The sequence below is a fragment of the Methylomonas sp. BW4-1 genome, from assembly GCF_052474385.1.
The window spans coordinates 4428220-4444580 of the sequence record NZ_CP184125.1; the positions used below are offsets into that span (position 1 = coordinate 4428220).

Sequence of the window (16361 nt, forward strand, 5' to 3'; positions counted from 1 at the left end):
ATGAACAGTTTATCCGCGCCGATTGCCGCGCCTGATGCCGCTTATCACCAACAAGCTTTAAACAGGCAAGCGCAAATGACCAAGCCGCCCGGCTCCTTGGGGTTGCTGGAGGATTGCGCGGTCAGGTTGGCGGCGATGCAGCGCCGGGCAATGCCTAAACTGGAAAAAATCCATGTCAGCGTATTCGCCGCCGATCACGGCATTGCCGAGGAAGGCGTCTCTGCGTTTCCGCAAGTGGTGACGATGGAAATGGTAAAAAACTTCGCGGCCGGTGGCGCTGCCGTGAACGTGTTGGCTCGGCATGTCGATGCGTATTTCGAAGTTGTTGATGTCGGGCTGATACAGCCGGTGGCTTCAGCCGATGTCATCAGTCATAGAGCCGGCACCGGCACCGCCAATTTCTCGCGGACAGCGGCGATGAACGACGAACAGTTAACTATCGCCTTGGCCGCAGGCCAAGCTGCCGTTGCGCGGGCTGTGGCGAACGGGGCCGATTTGTTTATCGGCGGGGAAATGGGCATTGCCAATACCACCAGCGCCAGCGCTTTGGCGGCCGCCAGTTTACGGATACCGGCCGCCGAGATTACCGGGGCCGGTACCGGTTTGAATGCCGGACAAATCGACCACAAAGCCCGTGTCATCGACTCGGCCTTGCAGCGCCACCATGCCGTTTTGCAGTCGCCTTTGGGTATTTTAAAAACCTTGGGCGGTTTTGAAATCGCTGCGCTAGCTGCAGCCTATATCAGCGCCGCCCAGCAAAGTTTGCCGGTGTTGATCGATGGCTTTATCAGCAGTGTCGCGGCGTTGCTGGCAGTGGAGATCAATCCCGGCTGCGTGGACTGGTTTTTTTACGGCCACTGTTCCGCGGAAAAAGGCCATGCCCGCGTCCTGCAAGCCTTGAACGCTCAGCCGTTGTTGAATCTACAAATGCGTCTGGGCGAGGGTAGCGGCGCGGTGTTGGCGGTACCCTTACTGCAAATGGCCTGTCGTTTACACAATGAAATGGCCACATTCAGTCAGGCGCAAGTCTCTACTGCCTGAAATAGGCTTGCGTTGGCAAGCTGCGTCAAGCGCAATGGCGGGGCCTTGGGCTTTCCCGTATCATTAGCCGCGAAAAATAAGCTGGGCTGACGTCGAGCTTGCTTTGCGACCGGCAACTGTCCTAATGACAGCTGCACATAATAATAAAAACATACAACTGATTTGGTAAACAACATGCTAGGACACATAGAAAGTTACGATGAAAGATGCCGGACCGGCGTGATCAAATACGAAGGTCAATTCTACGAATTCCATCTCGATCAATGGACTTCCGAAGCGCAGCCCAAAGCCGGCGACGACGTGGATTTCGATCACGACGACGGCAAAGTCACCGACGTCAGCCTGGTCGGCGCTTATCTGATGGAAGCCAAGCCGGTCAAAAGCAAAATAGTGGCGGCCTTGTTGGGCATAGCGTTCGGCGCGATCGGTTTACATCGCATTTATCTGGGTTTTTATTTCCTCGGCTTCACCCAAGCGGTAGTCACGCTGATTACCGGCGGTTTTGGCGTCATGTGGGGATTCATCGAAGGCGTGTTGATTGCTACCGGCCACATCTACAAAGATGCCAAGGGACGTCATCTTAAATAGTCGTGGATGCTTTTCTGCTTGCCTTGCAATTTCTGACCCGCATACCCGTTAGTTCGCGTGACGAAGCAGGCGCTGTCTTGCTGGGGCGTTCGGTTCTGTACTATCCGGCGGTCGGCCTGCTACTGGGTATGCTCCTTAGCCTGCCGCCGATACTGTTTGCCGGCAGTTCGTCGATGCTGTTGGCGGCTATCGTATTGACTGGCTGGGTATTACTGACCGGCGGCTTGCATTTGGACGGTCTGGCCGATTGTGCCGATGCCTGGGTCGGCGGCCACGGCGATAAACAGCGCAGCCTGCAAATCATGAAAGACCCGGCCTCCGGACCTATTGCGGTTAGCTTGCTGGTGCTGGTTTTAGTCCTGAAGTTTGCCGCGCTGACCGCCATGTTCGAGCAAACTCGCTTCGCCCCCTTGCTGCTGGCTCCCGTTTTAGGGCGAGCCGCAATTCTAGGCTTGATGTTGACAACCGACTATATTCGTCCGCAAGGCCTGGCCGAGGTGCTGTTGCAACAATTGCCAAAAGCGCATACCCAAATGGTATTGGTGATTAGCGTCCTGACTGCCGCGGTGTTTTTAGGTTTACCGGCTGTAATGTTCGCCGGTGGTTTACTATTTTGGGTACGGCAAACCGCGGTGTCGCGCTTGGGCGGGGTAACCGGCGACGTTTACGGTGCGGCGGTCGAGCTAACGGAAGCCGCCGTGATAATGGTCGCCACGCTACAATGACACAGCACTCGCCGCGTTCGCCGGCAACTCCCGAGCACAAATCGGCACGGCAAGACGCCTCTGCCGCGCACCGCTTCCCTGACCAACAACTCGCCGGCGTCTATCGTGCCATCGCCGAACGCCGCGATATGCGGCATTTTCTTTCCGATCCGGTCGATGCCGAGGTATTGGCTCGTCTGTTACAAGCCGCGCACCAGGCCGGCAGCGTCGGCTTGATGCAGCCTTGGCGCTTTATCCGCGTTACTGATCGCCGTTTACGTAACGATATTTACGCGCTGGTCGAACAGGAACGCAAACTTACCGCCGAAGCCCTCGCCGAACGGCACGACCAATTCATGAAGCTCAAAGTAGAAGGCATACTCGATTGCGGCGAATTGCTGATCGTCGCATTGCCGGACCGGCGCGAGCAACACATTTTCGGTCGGCGCACACTGCCGGAAATGGATCTGGCCTCGGCGGCCTGCGCGATTCAAAATCTGTGGCTGGCGGCCCGCGCCGAAGGCCTGGGGCTGGGTTGGGTATCGCTATTCGATCCGGACGCATTGGCAAAACTATTGAAAATGCCTGCCGATAGCCGGCCGATTGCGGTGCTTTGCCTAGGCCATGTCGCCGAGTTTTATTCCAAACCCATGCTGGAACTGGAAAACTGGGCAACGCCGCAACCCTTGTCAGCATTTGTCTACGAAAACGGCTGGCCCGATGCATCCTAAGCCGCCTTTCCAAGCCCTAATGGTGCAAGGCACCACCTCCGATGCCGGCAAAAGCACCTTGGTGACGGCTTTGTGTCGTTATTACCGGCGTCAAGGCATCGCCGTCGCGCCATTCAAGCCGCAAAACATGGCATTGAATAGCGCGGTAACCATAGACGGCGGCGAGATCGGCCGCGCCCAAGCCGCGCAAGCCGCGGCCTGCGGTTTGCCGCCGCACAGCGATATGAATCCGGTGCTGCTCAAGCCTAATACCGATACCACCGCGCAAGTGATTATTCACGGCAAAGTCCTGCAAAACCAATCGGCCAGCCAATACCACGATTATAAAAAAGTCGCCAAGCAAGCGGTTCTGGAATCGTGGCAACGCTTGGGCGCTCAGTACCAGATGCTGATTGTCGAAGGCGCCGGCAGTCCGGCGGAGATTAATTTGCGCGCCGGCGACATCGCCAACATGGGCTTTGCCGAAGCGGTGGATTGTCCGGTGATTCTAATCGCCGATATTGATCGCGGCGGCGTGTTTGCCCATTTGGTCGGCACGCTGGAATTGCTGTCGGCAAGCGAACAACAGCGCGTGATCGGTTTTGTCATCAACCGCTTCCGGGGCGACATCGCGCTATTAAAGCCAGGCTTGGACTGGCTGGAACAGCGAACCGGCAAGCCGGTGTTGGCCGTGCTGCCGTATCTGCACGATCTTTATCTGGAAGCCGAAGATGCTTTATCCACTCGGCATGCCCAACAGGGCCAAACCGGCGCGTTTCATATCGTCGTACCGCATCTGCCCAGCTTCAGCAATCACACCGACTTCGATCCACTGCAATTACATCCCGGCATACAGGTCAGCTTTGCGAAAAGTCCGGATCAGGTAATCGGTGCCGATTTGATCGTACTACCCGGCAGCAAATCGGTGCGTGGTGATTTAGCGCGTCTTAGAGAACAGGGCTGGGACAGATTTATTGCCCGCCATCTGCGTTACGGCGGCAAACTGCTGGGGATTTGCGGCGGCTTTCAGATGCTGGGCAAAAGCATAGACGACCCACTGGGGCTGGAAGGTCCGGCCGGTAGTGCTGCCGGTCTGGATTTGTTGGATATGCAGACGGTTTTGCAAGCGGAAAAATGTCTGAAACAAACCACCGGCACGTTTTATGGGCAAGCTACAAAGGTGGCCGGCTACGAGATTCATCTGGGCGTCAGTAGTGGTCCGGCGCTGGCACAACCCTTATTTTCGCTAGCGGATGGTCACGATGGCGCCGTTTCGGCAGACGGGCAGGTGGCGGGCAGTTATCTGCACGGTTTATTCGATTTGCCCGCCGCCTGCGATGCGCTGTTGCATTGGGCAGGCTATCGGCAAGCGCAAGCCCTGGATTTCAATGCGGTGCGCGAAGCCGGCATCGAGCGTCTGGCCGATTGCCTGGCAACGCATTGCAATTTCACCTTGCTGGAAGCGTTGGCGGCATCTACCCGGCGAGTTTGCTGACGCTCAGCCATTGCGGCTAATGGCTGAAATATGTGCAATTTTCGACTGCGGATTTTTTGCATAAACCCCTTTGTTTGATTAGGTCTGTTGCCGTTTTGACTGGGCGACCAAATAAAAGCGCAGGCCAAAACAGCAACACCCCCTAGTCGCCATCCGGCTCGACAATGCGTATCGGGCGATTCCCGATCTTTATCCCGGTGACCTCGTCCACAAGCACCGGTCTGATTTCTGCCCCCGTTTCTGCATCCAAGATGCGCACCAGTTGGCCCTCGCCGCGATATTGACGTCCCCAGGCACCCATCGTGAACAGCACCGGTAGAAAATCGCGGCCGGCGGCAGTCAACACATACTCCTCGCGCGGCGGGCGTTCCGAATAAAGCCTTTTTTCCAACAATCCTTCCTCAGTCAGGGTCGCCAATCTTCGGGTCAGGATCGCGGGTCCGATACCCAGATTTTTCCGAAACTGGTCAAAGCGGGTAAGGCCGAAATGGGCGTCCCGCAGAATCAAAAGACTCCATGCGTCACCCAGAAAAGCCAAGCAGCGCGCGATTGGACAAGGATCATCACAAATATTTTTATCGTTCATACAATTTTGGTAGTGACTTGCTTTCAAATTGGTAGTAACATAACTACCGAAATGATAGTAACACTTAGATGATAGACAATCCACCCCGCAAGGAGATTTGAGTTATGAGTATTAAGCAAAATATTAGTGTCGCGTTGGTCACGGGCGCATCCTCGGGCATCGGCGAAGCAACCGCTCTGCGGCTGACGGCGGCTGGCTACAAGGTCTACGGAACCAGCAGACGGGGCGCCCAAACCGGTCAACGTTCTTTTCAGATGCTGCCTCTCGACGTGACTAGCGATGTCTCCGTCGAGGCTGCCGTTAGCGAGGTGATGCAACGGGAAGGACGCATTGACCTGTTGGTGAACAACGCAGGCTTCGGCGTTGCGCCTGCTGGCGCGGAAGAGAGTTCGATTGAACAGTCCCAGTCGGTTTTCGACACGAACTTCTTCGGCATCGTCCGCATGACTCGCGCCGTTACACCCCATATGCGGCGCCAAGGCAGCGGTCGCATTATCAACATTGGCTCCGTGCTTGGCGTATTGCCGATGCCGTATATGGCAATTTACGCCGCGAGCAAGCACGCGATCGAAGGCTATTCGGAATCGCTAGACCACGAGTTGCGTACCAGAGGCATCCGAGTCTCCGTCATCGAGCCCGCATACACAAAAACGAAGTTTGACGCGAACCTACTGGCAGCCGATTCGCAGCTTGAGGAGTATCACGAAACCCGAGCGGTTTTGGATAAGGTGCTGGAGGAAGTGATGGCTATTGCCGACGAACCGGAAGTCGTGGCCGATGTGGTGCTGAAAGCAGCCAGAGCGGCTCGTCCCAAGCTCCGATATACCGCCGGCGGTCTCGCTAAGCGCTTGAGCTTGCTACGCCGTTTTGCGCCTGCTCGCGTATTGGATGCAGGGCTCCGCAAAGACCTGCGCCTCGACGCGATAAAAAAACCACAAATGTCATGAAGGCGTTCGTCGTCCAGCGTTATGGAAACCAAGTCGCATTTCAACACCGATTTAGTCTGAACTTAGCAACAAGGAATTTTTTGTGAATAGCACCTTAACAATGAAAGCGCTCACCTTCAAACGCTACGGCAAGTCGCCCGAGATCGGTTTTTCCGACATTTCTCGTCCGACACCGAAGGCTGACGAACTGCTGGTACAAGTCCACGCTGCGGGCCTGAACCCGATCGACAACATGATTCCAACCGGAATGTTCAAGCCCGTTCTGCATTTCCAGTTGCCGGCCACGCTGGGCAGCGATCTGGCGGGTGTGGTGACTGAAGTCGGCAGCGGCGTGACTCGCTTCAAGCCCGGCGATGCGGTCTTCGCCAGTATCTTCGACCTTGGCACGGGGTCGCTTGCCGAATTCGCGGTGGTGCCGGAAAGCGCCGCCGCGCTGAAGCCGAGCAATCTGGATTTCGTGCAGGCCGCATCCATTCCGATGGTCGGGCTTACCTCCTGGCAAGCGCTGAAGGAACGCGCCCAACTCCGCGCCGGCCAGAAGCTGTTCATCCCGGCAGGGTCCGGCGGCATTGGCACCTTTGCGATCCAACTGGCAAAGCACCTGGGCGCCACGGTGGCAACCACCACCAGCACCGGCAACGTTGAACTGGTGCGCAGCCTGGGAGCCGATGAAGTCGTCGACTACAAGAAGCAAGATTTCGAGAAAGTGCTGGGCGGCTACGACGTGGTGCTTGGCACGCTCAAGGGGGCCGAACCCGAGAGAACCGTCGGCATCCTCAAACCGGGAGGCAAGATCGTCTCTCTGATCGGGCCGTTGGATGCGGCGTTCGCACGTGCCAAGCGCTTGAATTTCGTTCTCAGGTTCGTGTTCGGACTGATGAGCCGCAAGATCATGCGGCTTGCCAGAAAACGGGCAGTCACTTACTCATTTCTTTTCGTGCGTCCCGATGGCGCTCAACTCAGAGAAATCGGCAAACTCCTCGAAGCCGAGCGTATCAAACCTGTGATCGACAAGGTGTTTCCGTTCGCGGAAGCAAAAGATGCGCTTGCCTACCTCGCCGAGGGGCGTTCGAAGGGGAAAGTCGTCGTCAAGATGACGTGAACAAAAGACAACCCAAGCTCCAAATTTTTCAAACACTTTACTAAAGGCAAAAACCATGACCTCATCTAAAAAAATCGCTGTTGTGACAGGTGCTTCTTCCGGCATCGGATCCATCTACGCTGAGCGTCTAGCTCAACGCGGATATGACCTGTTGCTGGTCGCCCGGCGCGGCGACCGCTTGCAAAATCTCGCCGCCAAACTAGAGCAGGCTTACGGCATCAAGGCCGAAACGCTGGTGGTCGATCTTGAGAACGAAACAGATCTCGCGGGTCTTGAAGCCGTTCTCGCTGCCAATCCCGCTATCAGTCTATTGGTCAACAATGCCGGCATTGCCAGATTGAGCCCTGTGACTGAAGCGCCAGTGAAAGACTCCTTGGCGCAGATCGCGTTGAATATCACGGCGCTGACGCGATTGACGCATGCCGTGCTGCCTGCGTTCAAGGCACGCAACGAAGGTGTGATTATCAATATCGCCTCGGTACTGGCTGTTCATGCGTTTCCGGTGAGCGCGGTATACAGCGGCACGAAAGCGTTCGTGCTCAATTTCAGTCGCGGTCTACAGCAAGAACTGGCAGATACTGGGATTAGGGTGCAAGTGGTGTTGCCTGCCGCCACAGCCACCGAACTTTGGGATACCGCCGGGATGCCACTGAGCGCGTTTCCAGAAGAAGCGGTGATGACTACCGAGCATCTTGTCGATGCCGCGCTGGCTGGTTTCGACCAAGGCGAGCTGGTCACCTGGCCCTACCTGGCTGACGCCGGGCACTGGGACCGATACGACGCTCACCGGTCCGAACTCTTCGCGGCGACGCAAACCGGCAAGTCCGCGCCACGTCTCCTTTAGCTACACCATTCTTATTATTTTCAATGTGAATAACGTGCTCCGTTTTTGATAACTCCACAAGTCGCTATAAATCGCATCTGGAAAAGCGCGGCACTGGTTGGCGTTCTGATGATGAGCGCCACAGTGGTGTAGGTTGTCGTGATGTGGAAATAAAAAGGCTATTTGCAGAATGAGGTTTGGAATGATGGCCGATAGTCTTTATCATTGAACTTGAGCAAGTGGTTGGAATTTGATTTTCTGATATCTCATGACGTGGTTGAATAGAGCTTGATTGTCTTGTTACGCCCCTTTGCTGACTGTCGCTTCATTTGATTCAGTGGAGGCAACTTGAACAATACCGGCCATAATTAGCTGTCACCGAATATACCGAATTGAAAATCATATTTGAGAGATGCATGGTTAACTGCATGATTCCGTTAGATATTAAATGAGCTCTTTTTTGAAGGAAGACTTAAACTTGCTTGGAGCACGACTTGCTGAAGAACTGAGCAAATACATATACTTTTTACTTGCGGCGTCTGGAGCGGCGATTGCTTATGCACTAGAACAAATGGAAGGGAAGGTGCTTTCCAAGGACTTAATTTTAGTTATTCTTGCCTTGCTCGCATGGTGTGGCAGTTTTTATTTTGGCGTTCGTCATCTCCACCTACATCGACAACACATGATCGAAAACGCAAAGGCGTTTTTGGCCGAAGAGACGTTCCAACAAATGCAAAAGCGACTTGAGCCATTCGTTGAAAAAATGGAGAGAGCAAGTAATCTGCAATACGTATTATTCATTATTGGTGTGTTTTTCTATATTTTGTGGCGAGTTTTTACGCTATTCAATACCTAACGGGCATATACTTAAGGAAACCTATGAACAAATCAGAGCTTTGTATAAATTTGTGGTTTTGCTTCGACAAAGAAGCAGGCTTTGTTGATGCGATTGCAGGACGCGGATATTTCTTAAATGGCAGCGATGAACAAAAAACTGCGGCTTTAAAAATATTGGCGTCATCAGATTTTCAAAACGCAGTATGGCAGCGAATACCTGACCGCTATCAAACCAAAATTGTTGGCTCGGTTAAAAGTGAGTCGGAGTCGTTTTTCGGTGTTGTTCATTCCTCAGACATCGATATACTTGGTTTGGAGTTGTTTGAAGAAGTTTTCAAACAAATTGAATCAGTTAATCAAATTTATTGCCCAATAAAAAATACAGGAGTCGTTAAAGTTCCCGATGAGCCGTTGTATGTAATAACCCCAGTTGAATATTCTAATGGAACAATTAAAGCCGTAATAGGTTCATTTAATGAATAACTGGGATCAAACATGCCTTCCATTTCAACCTTAAATAAGCGCCTTGCTGTCGCCTTACGAAAACAAGACAAGATTTTAGCTAAAAGCCTGTGCGAACAAGGCGCTGATCCAAATTGTGATATTGGCCTAACAGGCTGGTGAAAAACTCGAAAAGCCAAGTAAGCTAAGGCATAGATGAGCGGCCAACTGTTAAAATAGGCTACCTAAATTTGGAGCCTTTCAATGCGCGGACACGATGCCATTCAAAACAGCTGGTTCAGCTATGTTAGCCTGGAAGACCGTATTCCCAAACAGCATCCGTTGCGTCGTTTACGGCTACTGGTTGATGGCGTATTGGCCTCTATGGATGCCGTCTTTGCCGAGCGTTACTCGCACACAGGCCGTCCCTCGATGGCCCCTGAAAAACTGCTGCGCGCCTTGCTGTTACAAGTCCTGTATACGGTCCGTAGCGAGCGTCAGTTGATGGAACAACTGGACTACAACCTGTTGTTTCGCTGGTTTGTCGGTCTGGGCATCGACGACGCCGTGTGGGAACGCACAGTGTTCAGTGCCAACCGCGAACGCCTGCTGTCCGAAGCCCTGAGTCGCGAATTTTTTGAGCGGGTACTGGCCATAGCCGAATGGCAAAATCTGGTGTCCGACGAACACTTCAGCGTCGACGGTAGCCTCATTGAAGCCTGGGCCTCGCACAAAAGCTTCGTTAAAAAAGACGGCAGCGGCCCGGACAAACCCGCCGGCCGCAATCCCGAGATCGACTTCAGTGGCGAAAAGCGCAGCAACGCCACCCATCAAAGTACAACCGATCCCGAAGCCCGGCTTTACAAGAAAGGCGAATACACCGAGGCCAAACTGCGTTACATCACCCATGCCTTGTCCGAGAATCGCAACGGCCTGATTGTCGATGTCGAAACCACTCAAGCCACCGGCACCGCCGAAATCGAAGCCGCGCAAAAAATGATCAAACGCCGCGTGCCCCAAGGTGGCAGCGTCGGTGCCGACAAAGGCTATGACCAACCGGCGTTCGTCAACGGACTCGAGTCCCGTGATATCAAAGCCCATGTGGCCCGCAAAAAGATTGGCAGTGCCGTCGACGGCCGCACCGCGCGCGGCAAAGGTTACGCCCAAAGTCTCAAGCGCCGCAAAATCGTCGAAGAAGCCTTTGGCTGGGTCAAAACGGTCGGCGGCCTGCGCAAAACCCGTCACATCGGCTTAGCCAAAGTCGCGGGTCAGGCCTTGTTTTGCTTTGCCGCATACAACCTGACGCGCATGCTCAACCTATTGATGTTCACGCCGAAACCGGCGTGGAGTGCGCCCGCCTAGGGTGAAGTTCGCCTGAAAACCGTCCACAGACGGCTTCAGGCGAATCAAAAGCCCTTGAAACCGGGGCAAAACGCTTGAAACTCGATGTCATGACCGATTTCAACTCGAAAAAATCACGAACATCGTGGGTAAGGGGAAATATCGGCGGGTTTTTCACCAGCCTGCTAAGCGAAGGTCAGTTTCTAAGATATGCTGTAGATAGTACAGATATTGAGCTTGTAAAACTTCTCCTTGAGATAGGCGCAAACCCTAACAAAGTTGAAGATGTAGTATCTATTTTTACCCGGCTTGTAAGTGCTGGATTGAATCAATGCCGATGTTATTTAGATGAGCTTTTAATAGTCGGGAACCAGTTTCGTCATGGTGAAATTTCACAGCGTCAATGTACTTTACGACAAAACAAGCTAAAAGAACGCTATGAAGAAAATGATTTTGGTATTCTTAAATTAAGAATCGCCAAAATGCTTGTAGATGCAGGTGGTGATATTAATTACCTTATGTGCCATCCTCTTGATGCCGCTATACAGGATGGAATGCAAGAGTTTAGGCTTATAGCTTTCTTTTTGCTGTACTGTGATATTAACTGGGGTCTTGTTTACACAGATTATGATGGAACTACGAACAAGGCAATAGTAAGGCTGTGGAAAGACATAGTCGATACCCTTTCGCTTTCAACAAACATTAAAGAATCAATCGTTAGTTATGGTATTGACGAACTTATATCATTAAAGCAGGAAGATATTTTTATTATACTTAAAAAATTATATGGTAAGCATTTTAGCTATATTGAGGATCATGACGATGCATTCAACTGCATCGTTGTCAAAAATGTTTATGGGGATGAGTTTGAGTTAGTTGGAAACGGTTATGCATTAAATCAACGTAAAATAAATGATATAGATGAGTTTTTATTTCTTATAGAACCAGAAGATATTAAGCGGAAATTAGATAACTTTATTTTAGGTAAAGAGCATTTTTTTTACTTAATAATCGGTTCAACCAGGATAGCGTTTGAGATTGCTGCCGTAGAAGTAGCTGAAGATTTTTCACCTTACGCAAATCGCTATGTCTGCAAGCGACGAGACGACATGCACTTTTCGGTTTAGCAAGCAGCCTCGATGGAGTCGAGGATTCCAAGGCCGACGCCTTCGATTTTGCTAACGCCGCATCAAATCTACGCAAGACTTACCCCGGTCGTGCAATCAAAAACACTATCAGGGCGGTTGTCCATTCCTCTGCGGTCACTAAAGCCGAAGCCTAGCGGTCCGCAAACTGGCCGGTAACGAGCATTGGCAGCCCAACCAATTTTTGTACATAACAAGCCATTGCGCTTATCAACGTTCCAACCAGGTTTGCGGTTCTCTGATAAAAAGAACGATGCCGGTTGCGACAAAAGCGAATAGGCCTGATGCGACAAAAGCCAAGTGGTAGTCACCCATCAGACTATGGACGTAACCGGCACTGTAAGCAGCAATGGCCGCCCCGATTTGATGCGCAAAGCAAATCCAGCCAAATACCACACCGACGTTTTGTTTGCCGAAGAGATCGGCGGTCAAGGCCGAGGTTGCCGGAATGGTCGACAACCAATTCATGCCGTAGATAATCGAGAACAGCATTAATTGTCCGGTCGTATCTATGCTCGGCAGCACTATCAGCGTTGCGCCTCTGACGACGTAATAAAACGCCAGCGGCCAGCGCTTGCCGTAGCGGTCGCATAGCCAGCCGGACAAAATGGTGCCGAACACATCGGCCGCGCCCATGACGCCTAAGGACATGGCCATGGTCATTTCGGTAAAGCCGTGTTCGATGCCGTGTGGAATCAAATGCGTCTGAAAAAGCCCGGAGGTGGTTAAGCCGCAAATACCAAAACTCAAGGCCAACAACCAGAACTGCGGACTGCGCATGGCCGAGCACATGGGATTTTGATCAGGCTTAAGCATTGTTCGATGAACGCCATGGTCGCCATAGGCCGACAGGCCTTTTGATTCGGGATCGTCTCTTAAAAATTTCAGCACCAAAGGTAAAGCCACCAAGCCTAACGCTACGGCGATAAATAGCGTCGCCGCGCGCCAGCCTTCATGAACATTGATTTGCATTAACACCGGGGTAAACACTAACTGGCCGGAAGAGAAGGCTGCTCCCAATATGCCTAATGCCAGCCCCCGGTGTTTATGGAACCAGCGATTGATCAACGCCGATCCCATAATCATGGAAGTGCCGCCCGAACCTGCGCCAATCAGCAATCCCCAAAACAAATACATTTGCCAGGATTCCTGCATAAAAACGCTGCCGCCAGCGCCTGCCACCGACAAAATCAAGGTGATAACGCTGATGCGTTTGGCGCCGTAGACATCCATCAACCGACCTAGAAATGGACCGGCAAGGCCAAATAACAGCAGATTGAGCGAAATCGCGCCGCTAATGGTTTCTCTGTTCCAGGCAAACTCCTGTTCCAGGGACATCATGATGATCCCTGGAACAGAACGCAGTGCCGATGCAACAAACAAGCACAGAAAAGTGACTGCGAGCACTACCCAGGCATAGTGAACTGAATCAGCGTGACTCTTTGGCATGGTTACTAAGGACTTAAACATTATCGTAAGGGTTTATATGCTCGCCGTTATACACATCTATGTTTGATAACCGTCATTCCGGCAGGGATTGCCGGAATCCAGGCTGCAAGGATAGCTTGAAGCTACCATCCATGGCACTGGATGCCCGCGTCCTGCGGGCATGACGGCACTTGTGTATAACTGTGGGTTTATTAGAAAACAGACTTATTCGGCGTCTTCGATTTTGTCCAGCAGTTCGATCAGCCTAGTAACCCCTTGCAGCAGGATGCCACCGACGCCCAACGCAAACCACACGCCAATCACAAAGCCCCAATGTATCGGCGCGGCAAAAAATTCCTCTCTAAACCAGAAGGTATGTCCCCACTCGTTGAAGCCGACGCTGACCAAAATCATGAACGGTCCGAACACCGCCAAGGTCAATGGCAAGGAAATACCTTTGGCATACAAGGGCAAGCGGGTTCTAGCGTACAGCCAGGCGCAGCCGCCCAGAATCACATACAACGGGAAGTTGAAATAAAACTCGATGATGTGATTGGCGGTAAACGGCGTATCGCGTATCGCCACCTGGTGCCAGGAGTTGTCCTGTTCGGCAAAATAACTGCCCGCCCAATATACGGCAAAGGTGTAAATGCTGATCCACATCGTCAAGGTGAAATAGCGGCGTATCTCTTCCTTGGGTTGCAGCTGATCCAGATTTCGGTCCCGCGTGGTCCATAGGTAACCCCAAAAGCCGCTGGCGACGGCGGCGATCACCACCAGTTCGATATAAAACAGCCGCATCCAGTACTGTTCGAACGCCGGTTCCGTGGAATCCAAACCATGCGCTATGGCAAACGCGCCCTGATACAGTCGTAAACTGATGTACATAACGGTTAAAAAGCCAAATCCTTTTAAATATTTGGGTAAGTCAATCAAATACCAAGGCAATGATTTGGGTTTTTCGGTGCTTAAGCTCACGTGTTCTGTGGTGGTAGCCATGATAAATGCTCCTGAATTAATTGAATTTGGGAATGACGGCAGCGGAAATGCTGGAGATATAGCGTTTTCCCATCGCGTCGTCGTAAAGGAACAGCAAACCGCCGAGCCGGCTATCTGCGTCTTTGATCAGTCCATCCAGTTTTTCCGACTCCCAGGCTGCATCGCGCACTTCAATCGTGACGGTGCGTTGTTCACCGGGCTCGATAGGCGCGTTATTATCCAAGCTCAGACCGTTATTACTGACGTCATCCTTGCCGGGAATGTTGCCCACATTGGCTAATTCAGCGTTCATAAAATGCACGTTAGAGCTGGAAAACTCACCGATCCTGACCGCACCTTCGCTGCGATTATCGACGCTGACCTGCAACAACATGGCACGTTGAGCCACGTTATATTCCGCTTTTAGGGTGTCGACATTGACCGTTCCGGCATTGACTTTAGCCGGTAAAGGCAAAATCCGATCCAATCCCGCTTGTAATGGAATAGCGTCCGGGTACTGGTTGGCGGTGACGGCATTCAGCACCAATACCAATACCGGCACGCCCACTAACACGGCTTTGGCGATGAGTTTGTCCTGAGCGGTGATCAACTCATGTTCCAAACCGGCATCCAGCATCCGGTAACGGCTGATGAACAAGGGGCGACGCACCCACCACAACAACCAGGCCGCAGCCAATAGCCCCCAGAACAGGTGCCAGAACACGCCATTGGCAAACCCAAAGCTCTCCATATCGATCATTTCACCGTTAATGGTTTTAATCGTATTGGTGAAATCGCTGGGATCGCCGCCGATTTCCAGCCACACACCTGGGCCCATCACCTGACCCGCGTCTTTTAAGTTAAAAAATGGGTGAATGTGATAACGCCCCGGCAAACGGCCTTTCAAGACCACTTTGAAGTCGTAGTCGCCACCCGGCTCCAAGGCCACCGAGTTGGTCCACGGCTTACCGTTCAGGTAGCGCTCGGTACGAATCAGCACCGGTCCCGGCGTGGAGATATTCAAAAAGCTGGCTTCCGGTTTCGGCACGCTGACCGGCCAATCTTCGGCGACATGAAACTTGCCGCTGACACTGACTTCATCGTTGACGTTGAATTTTTGCGTGGACCATTGCACGTCATACCACTGAATGGTGCGCATCCTGATGAACGGCTCCAGGGCTTTTTCGCCATGGGCCTGCGCGGTGGGTAATGCAAATATCGACAATACGTTGATGCAAAGCACTGCCAACAGCCAAGGTTTAAAAAATGATTTCATGGCTGTTCTCCTTAGATTTTTTTCAGATAACGGGTATCAGCGAACAATTTACCGATTTTCCACCAGAGCGGATACATCAGCGAGCACAACAACGCTGAGCAAAATGCCGACAATGGCGTCGCGTACTGGCCATAAGTGCGTAAGGTGCCGCGCTCGATGATGCGCAGGTATTCCGGCATGCCGGTGCGGATGTATTGGAAACCAAACACGTCGGCGACCGAAAGCTGGCTATTGTGGTAATCGACCGCTTGGTGGAACATGCCGAAAATCGGCCAGTTGGTGGGGTAAAACAACAAGGCAAACGCGCCACCGCCAAAAATCGAGGTGATGGTCAAGCTGTTGGTGAGCATCAGCATGGTATCCAATACCAAGGCACCCGGCACCATGGTCGCTGGCAGCACCATGTTAATGGGGAAGAAGTTCCAGTAGTGATAGGCGAAGACGCGGGTGACCCAGGTGCCCAGCAACAAGGCAGCGACACAGAGCGTAGCGCCCAAAGGTAGCCGGAACTTATCCCATAACACAGCTTGAACAGCCGCTGGAAAGGTGATGCCGATCAACGGTGTCACCAAAGGCCACCATTGCCGATCTTTCCAATCGACCCAGAAGTCCCAGTCGCCGACGGTCAGGGCAAAATGCAGGTGAAACGAGCCGATGAATAAAAATAGGGCCAGTACCAGGATCAGATAATCGTAAGCCCGGGCCAAGCGGGCTTTTTCGCCCCGATAAGGTTTGAAGGTTGAAATTGGAATTTGTGCAGACATGGTAAGAATCCCCCGTAATGCGTTTTAGTGAATGGCTGTTGCCATTGAGTTTTGGGCGCGCCGCCAACCGAAAAGCTACCCTTGGGGGGAGTTAAACCTTGTAGGCTTGGACGACGCGCTCGGGGTATAAGGTAGGGAGAAACGGCTTGGCTGTG

The 16361-nt window shown here is 52.5% G+C and carries 17 protein-coding genes; 12 read left to right on the forward strand and 5 right to left on the reverse strand.

The genetic code is table 11. The features are described 5' to 3' along the window. The 5 genes from cobT (at position 1) to ACH5Y9_RS20530 (ending at position 4538) form a co-directional block, all read left to right on the forward strand. Positions 1–1041 (forward strand): nicotinate-nucleotide--dimethylbenzimidazole phosphoribosyltransferase, encoded by a 1041-nt coding sequence (gene cobT, locus ACH5Y9_RS20510; RefSeq protein ID WP_445367392.1) that lies wholly within the window; start codon positions 1–3, stop codon positions 1039–1041. Between the two features lie 174 nt (positions 1042–1215). Then, on the forward strand, positions 1216–1629 hold the full coding sequence (locus ACH5Y9_RS20515; protein ID WP_445367393.1) for a TM2 domain-containing protein: 414 nt from the start codon (positions 1216–1218) through the stop codon (positions 1627–1629). 2 nt (positions 1630–1631) lie between these two features. Then, entirely contained in the window at positions 1632–2354 is a 723-nt protein-coding gene (locus tag ACH5Y9_RS20520; RefSeq protein ID WP_445367394.1) for an adenosylcobinamide-GDP ribazoletransferase, read from the forward strand. Continuing rightward, a complete protein-coding gene (gene bluB / locus ACH5Y9_RS20525; protein ID WP_445367395.1) occupies positions 2351–3064 on the forward strand; it encodes a 5,6-dimethylbenzimidazole synthase in 714 nt (237 codons plus the stop codon). The genes ACH5Y9_RS20520 and bluB overlap by 4 nt, the downstream gene beginning before the upstream one ends. Continuing rightward, positions 3054–4538 (forward strand): cobyric acid synthase, encoded by a 1485-nt coding sequence (locus ACH5Y9_RS20530; protein WP_445367396.1) that lies wholly within the window; start codon positions 3054–3056, stop codon positions 4536–4538. Before bluB ends, ACH5Y9_RS20530 begins: the two co-directional genes overlap by 11 nt. A gap of 142 nt (positions 4539–4680) precedes the next feature. Here ACH5Y9_RS20530 and ACH5Y9_RS20535 read toward each other — a convergent pair whose 3' ends face one another. Then, positions 4681–5124, reverse strand: a complete 444-nt coding sequence (locus ACH5Y9_RS20535; RefSeq protein WP_445367397.1) for a winged helix-turn-helix transcriptional regulator — start codon at positions 5122–5124, stop codon at positions 4681–4683. Positions 5125–5228: 104 nt separating this feature from the next. Between ACH5Y9_RS20535 and ACH5Y9_RS20540 the strand changes: the two genes are divergently transcribed. The 7 genes from ACH5Y9_RS20540 (at position 5229) to ACH5Y9_RS20570 (ending at position 11742) form a co-directional block, all read left to right on the forward strand. Beyond that, entirely contained in the window at positions 5229–6071 is an 843-nt protein-coding gene (locus ACH5Y9_RS20540; protein ID WP_445367398.1) for an oxidoreductase, read from the forward strand. A gap of 82 nt (positions 6072–6153) precedes the next feature. After that, a complete protein-coding gene (locus tag ACH5Y9_RS20545; protein ID WP_445367399.1) occupies positions 6154–7173 on the forward strand; it encodes an NADP-dependent oxidoreductase in 1020 nt (339 codons plus the stop codon). Between the two features lie 55 nt (positions 7174–7228). After that, positions 7229–8017: an SDR family NAD(P)-dependent oxidoreductase gene (locus tag ACH5Y9_RS20550; RefSeq protein ID WP_445367400.1), complete on the forward strand. Its 789-nt coding sequence runs from the start codon at positions 7229–7231 to the stop codon at positions 8015–8017. Between the two features lie 439 nt (positions 8018–8456). Continuing rightward, positions 8457–8852 (forward strand): hypothetical protein, encoded by a 396-nt coding sequence (locus ACH5Y9_RS20555; RefSeq protein ID WP_445367401.1) that lies wholly within the window; start codon positions 8457–8459, stop codon positions 8850–8852. Between the two features lie 23 nt (positions 8853–8875). Next, on the forward strand, positions 8876–9316 hold the full coding sequence (locus ACH5Y9_RS20560; protein ID WP_445367402.1) for a hypothetical protein: 441 nt from the start codon (positions 8876–8878) through the stop codon (positions 9314–9316). Positions 9317–9538: 222 nt separating this feature from the next. Next, on the forward strand, positions 9539–10636 hold the full coding sequence (locus ACH5Y9_RS20565; protein ID WP_445367403.1) for an IS5 family transposase: 1098 nt from the start codon (positions 9539–9541) through the stop codon (positions 10634–10636). A 74-nt stretch (positions 10637–10710) separates the two neighbouring features. Beyond that, positions 10711–11742, forward strand: a complete 1032-nt coding sequence (locus tag ACH5Y9_RS20570) for a hypothetical protein (protein ID WP_445367404.1) — start codon at positions 10711–10713, stop codon at positions 11740–11742. Positions 11743–11970: 228 nt separating this feature from the next. Here ACH5Y9_RS20570 and ACH5Y9_RS20575 read toward each other — a convergent pair whose 3' ends face one another. From ACH5Y9_RS20575 to amoA, 4 genes are all read right to left on the reverse strand, one after another. Further along, positions 11971–13230: an MFS transporter gene (locus tag ACH5Y9_RS20575; RefSeq protein ID WP_445367405.1), complete on the reverse strand. Its 1260-nt coding sequence runs from the start codon at positions 13228–13230 to the stop codon at positions 11971–11973. A 183-nt stretch (positions 13231–13413) separates the two neighbouring features. Further along, complete coding sequence (gene amoC / locus ACH5Y9_RS20580; RefSeq protein ID WP_445367406.1) at positions 13414–14187, reverse strand: bacterial ammonia monooxygenase, subunit AmoC; 774 nt, start codon at positions 14185–14187, stop codon at positions 13414–13416. A 16-nt stretch (positions 14188–14203) separates the two neighbouring features. Then, positions 14204–15442, reverse strand: a complete 1239-nt coding sequence (gene amoB, locus ACH5Y9_RS20585) for a bacterial ammonia monooxygenase, subunit AmoB (RefSeq protein WP_445367407.1) — start codon at positions 15440–15442, stop codon at positions 14204–14206. A gap of 11 nt (positions 15443–15453) precedes the next feature. Further along, positions 15454–16206 carry a bacterial ammonia monooxygenase, subunit AmoA gene (gene amoA, locus ACH5Y9_RS20590; RefSeq protein WP_445367408.1) on the reverse strand — a complete coding sequence of 251 codons (753 nt, stop codon included), beginning with the start codon at positions 16204–16206 and terminating at the stop codon, positions 15454–15456. Positions 16207–16361 lie beyond the last annotated feature (155 nt).